This is a genomic window from Streptomyces sp. NPDC104309 (assembly GCF_055584025.1).
The window spans coordinates 83,686-97,356 of record NZ_JBVJMV010000012.1; the positions used below are offsets into that span (position 1 = coordinate 83,686).

Below are 13,671 nucleotides of genomic sequence, written 5' to 3' on the forward strand. Positions count from 1 at the left end.
GCGCACCGGTGACGGTTCAGTCCCGGTACGCCTCGACGAGGGCGGTGGCCTCCTCCAGGGAGAGGCCGCCGCCCTCGGCGTACGCGCTCTCGTAGGCGGCCCGGCCGAGGACGGCGACGGCCAGTCCCTCCGCCTCGGCCCAGTCGTGCCGCTCCATCGACGCCGATGCGTGGCCCCGGGGCAGCAGTCCGCGGCCGGCCCCCAGCAGCCGTGCCGCGGTCGCGGCCCGGCGCTCGCCGCCGATGCCGGCCAACGACCGTGCGAGGCCGACGAGATGGATGACGGACATATGGGGCGCCACCATCTGGGACAGCCGGTCGTGGGACCGGGCCAGCGCCTTCAGCCCCTTGGGCAGGGCCTCGGCGTACCGGCCGTCCTGGTTGTCCAGCCAGGCCAGCCCGCCCAGCATGAAGCCCTCGAAGATGGCCAGCGTCTCGGATCGGAACTCCTGAAGCACCGTGTCCAGTTGCTCCCGGGCCTCGCCGGTGCGTCCGGTCCGTCCGAGCCACATGGCGAGGTAGAGCCGGGCGGCGGGCATCGCCTCGTGACCCGTACTTCCCTCCGCGACCACCTCCCGCAGGATCGCCTCGCCCTCGTCGCCGCGGCCGAGTTCGGTGAGCGCGGACGCGTACCGGGACCGCAGGACCGACACCTGGGACTCGGCGCCTAGCTTCCGCGCGTAGCCGATGGCGGCCCCGAAGTCCTCGGCCGCGCGCGCGTACTCGCCCCGTTTCTCGTTGGCCTCGCCCCGGGCGGAGAGCGCCTCGGCGGCGCCCCAGTCGTCGCCGAGCCGGACGAAGATCTCCAGGCTCTCGTCCGCGTCACGGCGCGCGTCCCCCGCCCATTCGGACCGGTTGGCCAGCACGTTGGCGCGCATCTGGAGCGCGCCGGCCAGTTCCCACGCGTAGCCGAACTCCCGGCTGGCGCGGACCGTTTCGTCCAGCAGCTCGCGCAGGTCGTCGACCGCGCCGGTCAGCATGACCGCGAAGAACCAGAGCGACGCCGGAGTGCGGCAGGTCTGCGGCTGGCCCGCGCGGTAGGTGTCCGCGATGACGCGCAGCCGGGCCATGCCCTTCTCGTCGGCCCACACGTCCTGGGAGTGGTCCATGCTGACCAGTTGGACCAGGGCCACCTGGCGCCGTGCTTCCTGGAGCAGTTCGGGCGACATGGGCGGCGGCGCGTCGATGCAGCGCTCGTGGAGGGAGGGCGCGGGTTCGGCGGGCTCGGCGAACGGGTCGGGGCCCAGCCCGGCGGCCGTGTCGGCCCAGTGCAGGGCGTCGGTGCGCAGATCGCGCATCTGCCAGTACCAGCACAGCGACAGCACCATGCAGAGCGCCTCCTGCTCGTCGCGGGCGGCGACGGCCCGGCGCAGGGCGGTGCGGAGGTTCTCGTACTCGCGCTGGAGGAGGTCGATGGCGGCCCGCTGCCCGGCGCCGCGGAGCTCGGGGTCGGTGGTCCGGGCCAGTTCCCGGAAGTACACCAGGTGGCGCCGCTCCACGGCGTCCCGCTCCGCCGCCTCGTCGAGCCGTTCGGTGGCGTACTCGCCCACGGTCTCCAGCAGCCGGTAGCGCATCGCGCCGTCGTCGGCGGGCGCGGCGACGACGAGGGACTTGTCGACGAGCGAGCCGAGCAGCCCGGCGACCTCGGGCACACCCCGCGGGCCGTCCGTGCAGACGGCCTCGGCGGCGGCCAGGGTGCAGCCGCCCGCGAAGACCGACAGACGGCGCAGCACGGCCCGTTCGGAGTCGTCGAGCAGGTCCCAGGACCAGTCGACGACGGCACGCAGCGTCTGCTGGCGGGGCAGGACGGTACGGGCGCCGCTGGTGAGCAGACGGAACCGGTCGTCGAGCCGGTCGGCGATCTGGCGCGGGGTGAGCATCCGCAGCCGGGCGGCGGCGAGTTCGATGGCGAGCGGCAGCCCGTCGAGGCGGCGGCAGATCTCGGCGGCGGCCGCGGCGGTCCCCTCGTCCGCGTCGGCCCGGAAGCCGGGCCGCGCGGCGGCGCCGCGGTCGGTGAACAGCCGGAGCGCCATCGGGTCGGGCAGCGGGTCGACGGGCCGGACGAACTCGCCGGGCACCCCGAGCGGTTCGCGGCTGGTGGCCAGCACGGTGAGTTCCGGACAGTGGACGAGGAGATGGTCGGCGAGGGTGGCGACGGCCCCGACGACGTGCTCGCAGTTGTCCAGGAGGAGGAGCATCCGGCGCCGTGAGCAGTGCTCGGTGAGGCGCACGAGGGGGTCGCCGGCGTTGCCCTCGGCGACCCTCAGTTCCTCGGCGCCGGCCCCGCGCAGCACGGTCTCGCGGGCGCCGAGCGCGGTCAGCACGGCCTGCGGCACCGCCTCGGGGTCGTCGACGGGGGCGAGTTCGGCCAGCCAGACGCCGTCCGGCCAGGCGGGGGCGACGGATTCGGCGGCCTCCTGGGAGAGCCGGGTCTTGCCCGCCCCGCCGGGACCCAGGAGGGTGACCAGCCGGGCGTGCGAGAGGTCCTCGCGCAGGGCGTCGATGTCATCCTCGCGCCCGACGAAGCTGGTGAGCCTGGCCCGGAGGTTTCCCCGCGGGGCGGCGGGGGCCCGGGTACGGGCGGTGGGGGCCGGATCGGCCGCCGCGACCGGCCGAGCCGGGGCCCGATGGAGCAACTCGGCGTACAGGAACTGCAGTTCGGGACCGGGATCGGTACCGAGACGGTCGGCGAGCACGGTGCGCACCTCGTCGTACGCGGCCAGCGCCTGCGCCGGGCGCCCGGCGTCGCGCAGGGCGCGCAGTCGCAGTGCCTGGAGGGGTTCGTCGATCGGGTGTTCGGCGCAGAGGGCGAGCAGTTCGGGCAGGACCTCGTCCGCGCGGCCGAGCGCGAGGGCGGCGGCGAGTCCGGTGCGCCGGGCGTCCAGGCGCCGGGCAGCCCAGCGGGCCGCGACGGCGCCGCGGTCGGGGAGATCGGCCAGGACCGGCCCCCGCCACAGGGCGAGCGCGTCGTCGAGCACGGCCTGGGCCTTCGCCGCGTCGCCCTCCTCCAGCGCCCGCGTCCCCTCCGCCGCGAGCCGCTCGAAGCGGTACAGGTCGACCGCTTCCGGCTCCACGGCGAGCCGGTAGCCGCTCTCCGCCGAGGCGACCGCCGTATGGCCGAGCGCCCGCCGGAGCCGGCCGACGAGCGCCTGCAGGGCACCCACCGCGTCGGCCGGCGGGTCGCCGTCCCACACCTCGTCGATGAGGACGGCGGCCGGGACGGTGCGGCCGGGGCGCAGCGCGAGGACGGTGAGGAGGGCGCGCAGCCGTGCACCGCCGAGGGCGACGGCCGTGCCGTCGTCGCGGAGTGCCAGGGTGGTCCCGAGGATGCAGTAACGCACGCGCCTATTCTCCGTGACCGAGACCGGGAAAGGGACGCACGTTCGGCCGTACCCGTGTTCGCCGTGTGCCGGAATCGCTCGTCATGCCCCCACCCTTCACGGAACCACCGCCCCGACGCGAGACGTTTGTGACGTGTCGGCTGTACGGTCGCTCTCGCCGCCCGCCGCCCCGTCCCCCTTCCGGCCAGCCACCTGGAGTTCGCCGATGACCACCGCAAGCGCCCGCAGCGACCGGCGGATCAGCCCGGTCTTCCTCGGGATCGTCGCCGTGATGGCGGTGTCGGCCTGGGCGGTGTGGACGGATTTCGCGAAACAGCCCGGAATCGCCTTCTTCCTCTTCGTGACGGCGGCCTGGGTGGTGTCGCTCTGCCTGCACGAGTACGCGCATGCCCGTACCGCGCTGCACAGCGGGGACATCTCCATCGGGGCGAAGGGCTATCTGACCCTGAATCCGCTGAAGTACACCCATGCGCTGCTCAGCATCGTGCTTCCGGTGCTCTTCGTGATCATGGGCGGTATCGGTCTGCCCGGCGGTGCGGTCTTCATCGAGCGGGGCCGGATCAGCGGGCGCTGGAAGCACAGCCTGATCTCGGCGGCGGGCCCGCTGACGAACGTGCTGTTCGCGTTTCTGTGCACCGCGCCGTTCTGGCTGCACGCGCTGGACGGCGTGCCGGTCGGCTTCCAGTACGCGCTGGGATTCCTGGCGCTGCTCCAGGTCACCGCGGCGATCCTCAACTTCGTCCCGGTGCCGGGGCTGGACGGCTACGGCGTGATCGAGCCCTGGCTCTCGTACCGGATCCGCCGGCAGGTCGAGCCGTTCGCCCCGTTCGGGCTGATCGCGGTCTTCGGCGTGCTGTGGATCCCGGAGATCAATCACGCGTTCTTCGACGCGATCCACGCGCTGCTGCGCACACTGGGCATCAGCGAGTTCACGACGTACTGCGGATTCGACACCTACCGCTTCTGGCAGGCGGCCGATCCGGTCTGCGCGGTCAACCGCTGACCGCCGCTCAGCCGGCGGCCTGTGCGCGCTGCCGACGGAGGTAGAACCACGCCATGTTGGACGAGAGGCCGGCCAGCAGCACCCAGACGATCCCGAGCCAGCTGCCCTGGACGAACGAGATCACGGCCGCGACGACGGCCAGGACGCAGACGGCGATGGCGTAGAGAGCGAGGCGGGGCATGGGGGGCGGCTCCTTACCGGGGGTGGTGCACGGTCCCGTCCAGTGTCCCCCATGCCCCTTTCCGCTCGCCGCAGGGTGGGGCGGGAACGCGCTCAGACGTCGGTGGTACGCAGCCCGGCGTGCGCCTTGTAGCGGCGGTTGACCGAGATCAGGTTGGCGACCAGCGACTCGACCTGGTGGGCATTGCGCAGCCGCCCGGCGAAGATGCCGCGCATGCCGGGGATCCGGCCCGCCAGCGCCTGCACGAGGTCGGTGTCGGCGCGGGCCTCGCCGAGCACCAGCACATCGGTGTCGATCTCCTCGACGGCCTCGTCCTGCAGCAGCACCGCCGAGAGATGGTGGAAGGCCGCGGTGACCCGGGACTCCGGCAGCAGGGCGGCGGCCTGCTCGGCGGCGCTGCCCTCCTCGGGCTTCAGGGCGTAGGCGCCCTTCTTGTCGAAGCCCAACGGGTTGACGCAGTCGATGACGAGCTTGCCCGCGAGCTCCTCGCGCAGCGACTCCAGGGTCTTGGCATGGCCGTCCCACGGCACGGCGACGATCACGACATCGCTGCGGCGCGCGCATTCGGCGTTGTCCGCGCCCTCGACGCCGTGGCCGAGCTCGTCGGCGGCGGTCCGCGCGCGGTCGGCGGCGCGGGAGCCGATGATCACCTTCTGCCCGGCGCGGGCGAAGCGGTAGGCGAGCCCGCGGCCCTGCGGTCCGGTGCCGCCGAGTACGCCGACGGTCAGCCCGGACACGTCGGGGAGGTCCCACGGGTCCTTGGCGGGGGGCTTGGGTGCGCTGCCACTGTCATTCGTAGTCATGGCTGCGACACTACTGCCGCGATGCGAAGGAACGCTCCGTCGTCCCACCAGCGGTCCGGCCCGCAGCGCCGGACCCGTTCGGACGGTTCCGTCGTCGTTCACCGATAGCGGGGCCGGGCCCTGGGGCATGATGCCGGGCCATGGATGCCGTACGTGTCGCCCTGCTGCGCGAAGTGCTCGCCGGGACGGAGTGGCCCGCGGCGACCCGGCGGTTCGCCGGGTCGCTCAGGTCCTCCGTCGTCCCGCACGGCGGCGGTCTGCTGCTGGTGGGCACGGCGGCGTACGAGCCGTGGCATCTGGCGGCCCATCTGGTCGACGAGTCCGCCTGGTCCGGGCTGCCGGAGCTGGCCCCCACCCTGGTGCGCCATCGGGTGGATCCGGGTGATCCGGCGCATCTGGCCTTCGGTCTGGCCCGGATCGAGGCGGCCGGGCGGGGCGAGACGCTGCTGCTGGTGGCCCCGGAGCGGCCCGGCGCCGGGCTGCTGGAGCGGGTGCACGACGCCCGTCGGGCCGGGGCGACGGTCCTCTCGCTGGACGGCGGCGACCCCGAGGTACGGGGGCTCGCCCACGAGACGCTCGCGGTGACCGCCACCGACGATGTCGACCTGGACACCGTGCAGCACCTGGTGAGCGCGGCCGCCGGGGAGAACAGCGCCCCCGCGCCGCGCGGCCGCCGCCGCTTCCGGGACCGGCTGTCCCGGCTCGCCGACCAGCTGACGGCGCCGCCACCGGCCCGGTGGTGAGCGCTGGCCCCGGCGGCGTGATCCGCCGGGCGGCCGGGCCGGACCGAAGCCGCGCACCGGCCGCCGTGCAGGACCGACAGCGTGATCCGCCGGGTGGCCGGGCACCCCGACCGCCCCGCACCCCGACCGCCGCGCACCCCCCTGCCCCCGGGCTCCACAGCCGCCGCGAAAATCTGTTGCAGCGCGCACCGGCGGCGCCGGAGCATGGCCTCTCGTGACCTCAGCTCCCTCCCCGGCCGCCCGGCTGCGCGCACTGCTGCCCGACCTCTCGCCACTGCGCTCCTCGGCCGACTTCCGGCTGCTGTGGATCCAGGGCCTGGTGACCTACTTCGGCAGCTTCATGGCCTTGATCGCGCTGCCGCTCCAGATCAAGGAGCTGACGGGTTCGCCGCTGGCCGTCGGCGCGATGGGCGCGGTCGAGCTGGTGCCGCTGGTCGTCTTCGGTCTGTACGGAGGGGCGCTCGCGGACGCCGTGGACCGCCGCAAGGTGATCCTGGGCACCGAGGCGGGTCTGGGGCTGCTCGCCCTCGTACTCCTGGTGAACGCCGCGCTGCCCGACCCCCTGCTCTGGCCGCTCTATCTGGTCGCGGGCGGGGTCTCCGCGCTCGCCGGGCTCCAGCGGCCCGCGCTGGACTCCCTGATGGCCCGGATCGTTCCGCACGACCAGCTGACCGCTGCCGCCGCGCTGAACTCGCTGCGCTGGCAGTTCGGCGCGATCACCGGTCCCGCGGTGGCCGGACTGGTGGTGGCCTATGCCGGACACGCCACGGCCTACACGGTCACGGTGGCCACGTTCACCGTCTCCGTGCTGCTGTGCCTGCGGCTGGCACCCGCGCCGCCCTCCCCGGACAGCGCGAAGCCCTCGCTGCGCGGCATAGCGGAAGGGGCGAGGTACGCCTGGAGCCGGCCGGTGCTGCTGGGGACGTACGCGGTCGATCTGGCGGCGATGTTCTTCGCCTTCCCGAACACGATCTTCCCGTTCCTCGCCGACGAGCTGGACGCCGAGTGGTCGCTGGGCCTGATGTATGCGGCGGGGTCGGTCGGTTCCCTGGTCCTGGGCCTGACCAGCGGCTGGACGTCGCGGGTACGGCGGCACGGGCTCTTCGTGGTGTTCGGGGCGGCGGCCTGGGGGCTGGCGATCGCGGCGGCCGGGTGGTTCAGCGACGTATGGCTGGTGCTGCTCTGTCTGGCGGTGGCGGGCGCGGGCGACATGCTCAGCGGTCTCGGCCGTTCCACGATCTGGAACCAGACCATCCCGGAGGAGCTGCGGGGCCGGCTGGCGGGCATCGAGGTGCTCTCGTACAGCGTCGGCCCGCAACTGGGCCAGGTGCGGGCCGGTGCGATGGCGGGGTGGACAGGGACCCGCTCCGCGATCTGGAGCGGGGGCGTGGCATGCGTCGCCTCGGTCGCGCTGCTGACCGCGACGCTGCCGAAGCTGCTGACGTACGACTCCGAGACGGACCAGGACGCGGTGCGCAGGCGCGCGGCCAGGGAGTCGAACGCGTCCGGCGTCTGAGGAACGGGGACCGGGGGCGCGCCCCGGGCTCCCGGTCCCAGCGCCCCGGTGTCCGGGTCCCGGCCCCGGTCAGGCCTCCGAATCAGGCGGTGTGCCCCGGTCGTGCCACTTGGGGTCCGTCTCCCACTCCAGATTCCGCTCCTGCGCCGTCTCCATCGCGTGGCGCGCCTCCTCAGGGGTGGCGTACGGCCCGAAACGGTCCTTGGCCGGGCACTCGGGGCCCTCCTCGACCTTCTGATGCTGCAGGCAGTAGTACCACTCGCCCGGCTTGCCGGCCGTGCGCTTCTTGAACAGGGCCATCATCGGCTCCTTCCCTCGGGGCCATGCTGCCCCAAGCGCGCTGGTTAGACTCGCTGACATGTCTGGCCAGTCGCTGCTCGTACCCGGGGAGATCACTCCCATCCGTTCCGTACCCGGAAACATCCGGCGCCCCGAATACGTGGGCAAGCCGGGCCCCACCCCGTACACCGGTCCGGAGGTCCAGGACGCCGACACCGTCGAGCGCATGCGCGTCGCGGGGCGGATCGCCGCGCAGGCGATGGCGGAGGCCGCGAAGCACATCGCCCCGGGCGTCACGACGGACGAACTCGACCGGGTCGCCCATGAGTTCATGTGCGACCACGGCGCATACCCGTCGACGCTCGGCTACCGGGGATTCCCCAAGTCGCTCTGCACCTCGCTCAACGAGGTGATCTGTCACGGCATCCCGGACTCCACGGTGCTGCGCGACGGCGACATCGTGAACCTCGACGTCACGGCCTACATCAACGGGGTGCACGGCGACAACAACGCCACGTACCTCTGCGGCGACGTGGACGAGGAGTCCCGGCTGCTCGTGGAGCGCACCGAGGAGGCGCTGAACCGGGCCGTCAAGGCGGTCCGGCCGGGGCGCCAGGTCAATGTGATCGGGCGGGTCATCGAGTCGTACGCGAAGCGCTTCGGATACGGGGTGGTGCGGGACTTCACCGGGCACGGGATCAATTCCTCGTTCCACTCCGGTCTGATCATCCCGCACTACGACAGCCCGCACGCGACCACCGTGATGCGGCCCGGCATGACGTTCACCATCGAGCCGATGCTGACGCTGGGCAGCCATGACTACGACATGTGGGACGACGGCTGGACCGTGGTGACGAAGGACCGCAGGCGTACGGCCCAGTTCGAGCACACGCTGGTGGTCACGGAGTCGGGCGCCGAGATCCTGACGCTCCCGTAACCACGCGGACAGTTCTTTCCCGAAGCGGTCGCCCCCGGGCGGCCGCTTTCGCATGTTCCCGGCGTTCCCGCTGTCCGCGCGAACTCCCGCGCGGCGGCGGAACCAGGCGTATCGTTTTTACCGACAGACTGTCGGGAAGCTGTTGACTTAGGTAAGCCTAAATAGGAGGATCGGGGATGTCGACAGCCACCGCCCTACGCGGTCGCTGCCGATGCTTCTGTCTCTTTCCGGACTTCCCGTCCCCCTCCCGGCCCCTGGAGGCCCGCCTTGGACACGACCGCCGCCCCCACGCCCTTCTCGACGCTCATCCGCACCGCCTCGCACGAGCAGCACACCGAGGCGGAGACCTCGACCTTCATGAGCGACCTGCTCGGCGGGCGGCTCGGAGTGGACGCGTACACGCGCTACACCGAGCAGCTGTGGTTCGTGTACCGGGCGCTGGAGGAGGGCGCCCAGGCATTGCGGAGCGACCCGGTCGCCGGTCCGTTCATACGGCCCGAGCTGATGCGCACCGCCGAGCTGGAGCGCGATCTGGCCCATCTGCGGGGTGCCGGCTGGCGCGAGGGGCTGGAGCCGCTGCCCGCCGCGGCCGCGTACGCCGCCCGGGTCGAGGAGTGCGCCCGGACCTGGCCCGCCGGTTACGTCGCGCACCACTACACCCGGTATCTCGGCGACCTCTCGGGCGGCCAGATCATCCGTGACAAGGCGGAGAGGGCCTGGGGCTTCGCGCGCAAGGGTGACGGGGTCCGGTTCTATGTCTTCGAGGAGATCTCCAACCCCGCCTCGTTCAAGCGGGGTTACCGCGAGCTGCTGGACGCGGTGAACGTCGACGACCTGGAGAAGCAGCGCATCGTCGACGAGTGCAAGCGCGCCTTCGCGCTGAACACGGCGGTGTTCCGGGAGCTGGGCGAGGTGTTCCCGCTCAGCGCGTAGTGCCGTGCCCGACGCTGAACCGGGGTGACCGGCGTTCGCCGGTCACCCCGGTTCAGCGTCGGGCGCGGACGGCGGCGAGTGTCACGCGGCCCCCGACCTCCACCGTGCCGTCGGGCGCGGGAGCGGTGAGGATCTGGGAGCCGCGTCCTTGCGTGATGTTGAGGGCGCGCCCCAGCTCCGCACTGAGCAGCAGCGCCGCGGCCCCCGTCGCCTCGTCCTCCACGATGTTGTCGTCGCGCCGGGGGAACGCCCGCGCCCTGACCCGGCCGGCCGCCTCGTCCTCCCAGGCCCATACGTACAGCCAGCCCTCCCCCGGCGGCGGCCCGGTCAGCGCCTCGACCTCGGCGGCGGACCCGTACCGCTCCAGCGTGCGCGGGGGTGCCCACTCGGGGCGGGCGGTGATCCAGCTGAACTCGCCGTCCTGACGGGCGAAGACCTCCCCGACCGGAAGCTCCAGGATCTCCAGGTCGAGCAGCCAGGCCGTGCCGACGAGCGGATGCCCGGCGAACGGGAGGCGGAGACCCGGGGTGTAGATGTCGACGTGTCCGCGCTCGGGGTCGTCGACGAACACCGTCTCGCTGAAGCCGAGCCGGCCTGCCAGCGCCTGCCGGGACGCCCGGTCCGGGTAGGCGCTGCCGTCGCGCACCACACCGAGGGCGTTGCCGTGCCGGCCGTCGGGGCCGCAGAACACGCGCAGTACGTCGATGCCCGCGGGTACGTCGAAGTCGCTGTCGCTCACGTCAGCATTCAAGCACCGCCCGGGTGGCGGCCGCTCGGCCGGTCCACCCGGGCGGTGCCGTCATGGGACGCGGACGGGTCAGGCGGTACGACGGCGGCGGGCGGCGAACACCGCGCCGGCGCCGGCCGCCACGACCACGCCCGAGGCGGCGAACAGGGCGCCCGCCGGGAGTTCGGAGCCGGTGGCGGCGAGGGAACCCGAGCCGCCGACCGAACCGCCCGCCGAACCACCGACCGAGCCGCCGCCCACGCTGCCGCCATCGGCGGTCGTGGAGCCTCCCGCCAGGCCGGTGGAACCCGTGCCGCCCGTACCGCTGGGGGGTTCGGCGTCCTTGTCGAGGGCGACCGCGACGGTCAGCGCGTCGAGCTGCTCGCCCGCCGGGTACATGCCCCCGAAGGCCTTGGTGCCGTCGGCGCTGAGGGTCGCCGGCACCGCCGAGAGGGTCACCACGCCGTCCTTCGCGGCGAGTTCACCCTTGGGCAGCTTCAGGTCGGCGACCGCGAGGCCGGTGTAGGTGGAGACCTTCTTCGTCGCGCGGTCCTTGGTGGTGACGTCCGCGATCAGCGTGCCCTTCGTCCCGTTCACCCGGATCTCCACGCCGGTCAGGGAGAGGTCCAGGGTGTACGCGCCGTTCTCCTCGTGGCCCAGGAAGCGGACCTTGCCGTCGAACCCGGCGTTCAGGGTCTGCTTCGAGGCGTCGAAGTGTCCGCCGACGTCGTGGAACCGGTAGCCGTCGCCGGACGCGGTGGCACCTCCCGTCGTCTCGATTCTGCCGTGGGCGATCGGGCCCGTGACGTAGGTCCGGAAGGACTTCTTCACGCCCCAGTCCAGGGTGCCGTCGACGATCGCGCCCGGGTCGTCGGCGGCCGGCTCGTCGGTGGCCGGGGCGGAGGGGGACGGGGACGCGGACGCGGTGGGCTTCCCGGTCGGCCCGGTGGTCGGCTCCGTGGTGGGCCTCCCGGTGGGTTCGGTCGTCGGCTTCCCGGTCGGCTCGGTGGTCGGCTCGGTGGTCGGCTCCTCCGTGGGCTTCTCGGTCGGGGCCGTGACCGCCTTCACCGAGAGCGTGGCCGGGTCGAGCGCGTCGCCCTCCTTGTACTGGCCGTTGAATGCCTCGGAGCCCGCCTTCGTCAGCGTCGCCGGGATGTCCTCGAAGACCATCGCACCGCCCGCGCCCTGACCGGGCTTCACCGCCGAGAGGTCGAGGGCGGCGAACGCCACGTCGTCGCGGGTGCCCTCCGGGGTCGTGACGTCGACGGTGATCGTGCCGCCGTTACGGGTCGTGGCGAGCTTCACGTCGGAGAGCGTGATGTCGAGAACGCCCCCGTGGGCGTAGAAGTTGACGCCGCCCCCGAAGGCGGTGTCGGTGCCGTGCGTGGCCGTGTCGTAGGTGCCCTTGCCGTCGGCGAAGGTGAACACGCCGTTGTCGGGTGCCTGGGTGGCGCCGTCCTCGACGGTGACCCTCCCGCCGGAGAACGGCGAGGCGAGGTACGTGCGGAAGGACTCCTTGACGCCCCATTCCAGCGTGCCGTCCTTCAGTTCCAGCTTCGGCGCCGTGGCGGCCGCCCCGTCGGAGGCGGTGCTGTCGGCGGCGAGCGCCGGAAAGGTGAACGCGGTCGCGCCGAGGGCGGCTGCCGTGGCGACGGCGGCGGCGAGAGCTCTGGGACGGCGGGTGGCTGCCATGGTCGGTGGTCTCCTCAGGGGATGGAAGGCGGGGGTGGGAGGGGGTCTAGATATTGCGGCGTCGGGCGAGGTACAGCGCGGCAGCCGCCGCGAGTACGCCCGCTCCGCCGATGCCGAGGTACAGCCCGGTCCGGGAGCCGGAACCGGGGTCGGCGTCGGACGCCGATGCGGCGGTGGTCGTGGTCTTCGCCGCCGGCGGGCCGGACGGGTCGGGCGCGCTGCCCAGGTCGGGCAGGGCGGGGAGCTCGGCCCGGGTGTCGAGGGCGACGGCCAGTGAGACCGGGTCCATCGCGGTGCCGGCCCGGTAGAGCGAGCCGAACGCCCGCGCACCGTCGGCGGTGAGGGTCGCGGGGGCCTCGGTGAGGACGGCGAGCCCGTTCTTCGGCGTGAAGTCCTTCGCGGCGAAGGTGACGAGCGGGACGGCCCTTCGCCGGTCGCCGCCGCTCAGGACGTCGGCCGAGAGCGTGCCCTTGCCCGCCTTCACCCGGACCGCGACCGCGGAGAGTCTCAGATCGAGCCCATCGGCGCCGGTGAAGCGGACGCTGCCCGCGAAGCCCGCGTCCAGGCTCCGCCCCGCCGGGTCGTACGTGCCCTTGCCGCGCGGGAAGCGGAAGAGCGCCCCGCCGTCCTGGGCACCCTCGGCGAGGGTCCACTTCCCCTTGCCGATGGAGCCCGTGACGTACTCGCGGAAGGTCCGGCGCACGCCCCAGTCGACGGCGGCGTCCTCGAAGCGTCCCGCCACCTGGTGCGCCTTCTCCGTCTTCTTCGAATCCGTCGGCCTTTCGGGGGACTTGGACGCGGACGGCTGCCCGGCGGGGGCGGAGGTGTCCACGGAGAGGCTGATCGGGTCGAGCGGTGTGCCGGCCGTGTAGTAGCCGGCGAACGCCTTCGCACCCTGTGAAGTCAGCGTCGCCGGGATGTTGTCGAGGGCGATGGGGGTGGAACCGCCCTTCATGTCGATCCCGGACAGACCGAGTCTCGCCAGCGGCACCTGGGCGGCCGAGGTGACGCGACCGCTCCCCCGGTCCTTGCTGACCATGTCCGCGTGGACGGTGCCGCTGCCGCCCGAAATGCGGACCGTGGGGCGGCTGATGGTGAGGTCCAGCTCGTAGCCCCCGGCGGACTTCTTGTGGCCGAGGAATCGGACCCCGCCCGAGAAGGCGGAGCTGAAGGCGCCGCTCGCCGGGTCGTAGGAACCGGTGGCGGAATGGAAGCGGAACTGGCTGCCGCCGACCGTGGCGGCACCACCGGTCAGGCTCCAACTGCCGTTCGCGACGGGGCCGGTGACGTAGCTCTGGAAGGAGGACTTGATGCCCCAGTCCAGCCTGCCGCCCTGCACGGTGCGGCTCGCCGCTTGCGCGGCGGTGGCCGGGAGCAGCGCTCCGGGCAACACCGCGAGAAGCGCGACAGCGAGCGCGCGGGCAGGTCTGGACGACAGCATGAGGACCCCTCCGAGGCCTGGAAAGTCAGGTAAGGCTAACCTAAGCTATACGGGTCCTCCGGAGGTACCCCTTCCA

At 73.0% G+C, this 13,671-nt stretch carries 12 protein-coding genes; 5 read left to right on the forward strand and 7 right to left on the reverse strand.

Annotated features, from left to right (window positions below):
- Positions 1–16: 16 nt before the first annotated feature.
- Positions 17–3,340 (reverse strand): BTAD domain-containing putative transcriptional regulator, encoded by a 3,324-nt coding sequence (locus tag ACZ68L_RS19240; protein WP_469578391.1) that lies wholly within the window; start codon positions 3,338–3,340, stop codon positions 17–19.
- A 205-nt stretch (positions 3,341–3,545) separates the two neighbouring features.
- On the opposite strand from ACZ68L_RS19240, the gene ACZ68L_RS19245 reads away from it, so the two are divergent.
- The gene (locus ACZ68L_RS19245; RefSeq protein ID WP_469578394.1) at positions 3,546–4,343 is read left to right on the forward strand and encodes a site-2 protease family protein; all 798 of its coding nucleotides are present in this window, start codon (positions 3,546–3,548) and stop codon (positions 4,341–4,343) included.
- A 7-nt stretch (positions 4,344–4,350) separates the two neighbouring features.
- On the opposite strand, the gene ACZ68L_RS19250 is transcribed toward ACZ68L_RS19245, so the two are convergent.
- Complete coding sequence (locus tag ACZ68L_RS19250; RefSeq protein WP_361447569.1) at positions 4,351–4,524, reverse strand: hypothetical protein; 174 nt, start codon at positions 4,522–4,524, stop codon at positions 4,351–4,353.
- Positions 4,525–4,616: 92 nt separating this feature from the next.
- Positions 4,617–5,327: an NADPH-dependent F420 reductase gene (gene npdG, locus ACZ68L_RS19255; RefSeq protein ID WP_469578398.1), complete on the reverse strand. Its 711-nt coding sequence runs from the start codon at positions 5,325–5,327 to the stop codon at positions 4,617–4,619.
- 140 nt (positions 5,328–5,467) lie between these two features.
- Between npdG and ACZ68L_RS19260 the strand changes: the two genes are divergently transcribed.
- Positions 5,468–6,070, forward strand: coding sequence for a hypothetical protein (locus ACZ68L_RS19260; RefSeq protein WP_469578401.1), 603 nt, complete (start codon positions 5,468–5,470; stop codon positions 6,068–6,070).
- Positions 6,071–6,284: 214 nt separating this feature from the next.
- Positions 6,285–7,586, forward strand: a complete 1,302-nt coding sequence (locus ACZ68L_RS19265; protein ID WP_469578404.1) for an MFS transporter — start codon at positions 6,285–6,287, stop codon at positions 7,584–7,586.
- A gap of 69 nt (positions 7,587–7,655) precedes the next feature.
- Here the strand turns inward: ACZ68L_RS19265 and ACZ68L_RS19270 are convergent, their stop codons facing one another.
- Positions 7,656–7,886, reverse strand: a complete 231-nt coding sequence (locus ACZ68L_RS19270) for a hypothetical protein (protein ID WP_469578406.1) — start codon at positions 7,884–7,886, stop codon at positions 7,656–7,658.
- 58 nt (positions 7,887–7,944) lie between these two features.
- Here ACZ68L_RS19270 and map point away from each other — a divergent pair, with 58 nt between their 5' ends.
- Together map and ACZ68L_RS19280 are read left to right on the forward strand one after the other, a co-directional pair.
- A complete protein-coding gene (map, locus tag ACZ68L_RS19275) occupies positions 7,945–8,802 on the forward strand; it encodes a type I methionyl aminopeptidase (protein ID WP_469578409.1) in 858 nt (285 codons plus the stop codon).
- A gap of 267 nt (positions 8,803–9,069) precedes the next feature.
- Positions 9,070–9,735, forward strand: a complete 666-nt coding sequence (locus tag ACZ68L_RS19280; RefSeq protein ID WP_469578412.1) for a biliverdin-producing heme oxygenase — start codon at positions 9,070–9,072, stop codon at positions 9,733–9,735.
- A gap of 52 nt (positions 9,736–9,787) precedes the next feature.
- Here the strand turns inward: ACZ68L_RS19280 and ACZ68L_RS19285 are convergent, their stop codons facing one another.
- From ACZ68L_RS19285 to ACZ68L_RS19295, 3 genes are all read right to left on the reverse strand, one after another.
- On the reverse strand, positions 9,788–10,474 hold the full coding sequence (locus ACZ68L_RS19285; protein ID WP_469578415.1) for a PhzF family phenazine biosynthesis protein: 687 nt from the start codon (positions 10,472–10,474) through the stop codon (positions 9,788–9,790).
- Positions 10,475–10,552: 78 nt separating this feature from the next.
- Positions 10,553–12,154, reverse strand: a complete 1,602-nt coding sequence (locus ACZ68L_RS19290) for an HtaA domain-containing protein (RefSeq protein ID WP_469578418.1) — start codon at positions 12,152–12,154, stop codon at positions 10,553–10,555.
- A gap of 46 nt (positions 12,155–12,200) precedes the next feature.
- Entirely contained in the window at positions 12,201–13,595 is a 1,395-nt protein-coding gene (locus ACZ68L_RS19295; RefSeq protein WP_469578420.1) for an HtaA domain-containing protein, read from the reverse strand.
- Positions 13,596–13,671: the final 76 nt, after the last annotated feature.

Excerpts from the sequence above, each read along its gene's own strand:
- ACZ68L_RS19245 (WP_469578394.1), top strand. The coding sequence starts at position 3,546 with ATGACCACCGCAAGCGCCCGCAGCGACCGGCGGATCAGCCCGGTCTTC.
- ACZ68L_RS19250 (WP_361447569.1), bottom strand. The coding sequence starts at position 4,524 with ATGCCCCGCCTCGCTCTCTACGCCATCGCCGTCTGCGTCCTGGCCGTC.
- npdG (WP_469578398.1), bottom strand. The coding sequence starts at position 5,327 with ATGACTACGAATGACAGTGGCAGCGCACCCAAGCCCCCCGCCAAGGAC.
- ACZ68L_RS19260 (WP_469578401.1), top strand. The coding sequence starts at position 5,468 with ATGGATGCCGTACGTGTCGCCCTGCTGCGCGAAGTGCTCGCCGGGACG.
- ACZ68L_RS19270 (WP_469578406.1), bottom strand. The coding sequence starts at position 7,886 with ATGGCCCTGTTCAAGAAGCGCACGGCCGGCAAGCCGGGCGAGTGGTAC.
- map (WP_469578409.1), top strand. The coding sequence starts at position 7,945 with ATGTCTGGCCAGTCGCTGCTCGTACCCGGGGAGATCACTCCCATCCGT.
- ACZ68L_RS19290 (WP_469578418.1), bottom strand. The coding sequence starts at position 12,154 with ATGGCAGCCACCCGCCGTCCCAGAGCTCTCGCCGCCGCCGTCGCCACG.
- ACZ68L_RS19295 (WP_469578420.1), bottom strand. The coding sequence starts at position 13,595 with ATGCTGTCGTCCAGACCTGCCCGCGCGCTCGCTGTCGCGCTTCTCGCG.